Raw genomic sequence first — 1543 nt, 5'->3', positions numbered from 1 at the left:
TAAACTGAAGAGTTTGATCATGGCTCAGATTGAACGCTGGCGGCAGGCCTAACACATGCAAGTCGAGCGGTAGCAGGTCCTTCGGGATGCTGACGAGCGGCGGACGGGTGAGTAATGCATAGGAATCTGCCCGGTAGTGGGGGATAACCTGGGGAAACCCAGGCTAATACCGCATACGTCCTACGGGAGAAAGGGGGCTCCGGCTCCCGCTATTGGATGAGCCTATGTCGGATTAGCTAGTTGGTGAGGTAATGGCTCACCAAGGCAACGATCCGTAGCTGGTCTGAGAGGATGATCAGCCACATCGGGACTGAGACACGGCCCGAACTCCTACGGGAGGCAGCAGTGGGGAATATTGGACAATGGGGGCAACCCTGATCCAGCCATGCCGCGTGTGTGAAGAAGGCCCTCGGGTTGTAAAGCACTTTCAGCGAGGAAGAACGCCTGTCGGTTAATACCCGGCAGGAAAGACATCACTCGCAGAAGAAGCACCGGCTAACTCCGTGCCAGCAGCCGCGGTAATACGGAGGGTGCAAGCGTTAATCGGAATTACTGGGCGTAAAGCGCGCGTAGGTGGCTTGATAAGCCGGTTGTGAAAGCCCCGGGCTCAACCTGGGAACGGCATCCGGAACTGTCAAGCTAGAGTACAGGAGAGGAAGGTAGAATTCCCGGTGTAGCGGTGAAATGCGTAGAGATCGGGAGGAATACCAGTGGCGAAGGCGGCCTTCTGGACTGATACTGACACTGAGGTGCGAAAGCGTGGGTAGCAAACAGGATTAGATACCCTGGTAGTCCACGCCGTAAACGATGTCGACCAGCCGTTGGGTGCCTAGCGCACTTTGTGGCGAAGTTAACGCGATAAGTCGACCGCCTGGGGAGTACGGCCGCAAGGTTAAAACTCAAATGAATTGACGGGGGCCCGCACAAGCGGTGGAGCATGTGGTTTAATTCGATGCAACGCGAAGAACCTTACCTACCCTTGACATCTACAGAAGCCGGAAGAGATTCTGGTGTGCCTTCGGGAACTGTAAGACAGGTGCTGCATGGCTGTCGTCAGCTCGTGTTGTGAAATGTTGGGTTAAGTCCCGTAACGAGCGCAACCCTTGTCCTTATTTGCCAGCGAGTAATGTCGGGAACTCTAAGGAGACTGCCGGTGACAAACCGGAGGAAGGTGGGGACGACGTCAAGTCATCATGGCCCTTACGGGTAGGGCTACACACGTGCTACAATGGCCGGTACAAAGGGCTGCGAGCTCGCGAGAGTCAGCGAATCCCTTAAAGCCGGTCTCAGTCCGGATCGGAGTCTGCAACTCGACTCCGTGAAGTCGGAATCGCTAGTAATCGTGAATCAGAATGTCACGGTGAATACGTTCCCGGGCCTTGTACACACCGCCCGTCACACCATGGGAGTGGACTGCACCAGAAGTGGTTAGCCTAACGCAAGAGGGCGATCACCACGGTGTGGTTCATGACTGGGGTGAAGTCGTAACAAGGTAGCCGTAGGGGAACCTGCGGCTGGATCACCTCCTTAAACGATGCGTCAC

General features: G+C 55.7%; 1 rRNA gene. It reads left to right on the top strand.

The features are described 5' to 3' along the window. Position 1 precedes the first annotated feature (1 nt). Positions 2 to 1530, top strand: a 16S ribosomal RNA gene (locus tag RZA33_RS19255). Positions 1531 to 1543: the final 13 nt, after the last annotated feature.

The sequence above is a fragment of the Halovibrio sp. HP20-59 genome, from assembly GCF_033052795.2.
GTDB lineage: Bacteria > Pseudomonadota > Gammaproteobacteria > Pseudomonadales > Halomonadaceae > Vreelandella.
This window is presented reverse-complemented; position numbering and strand designations above follow the sequence as displayed.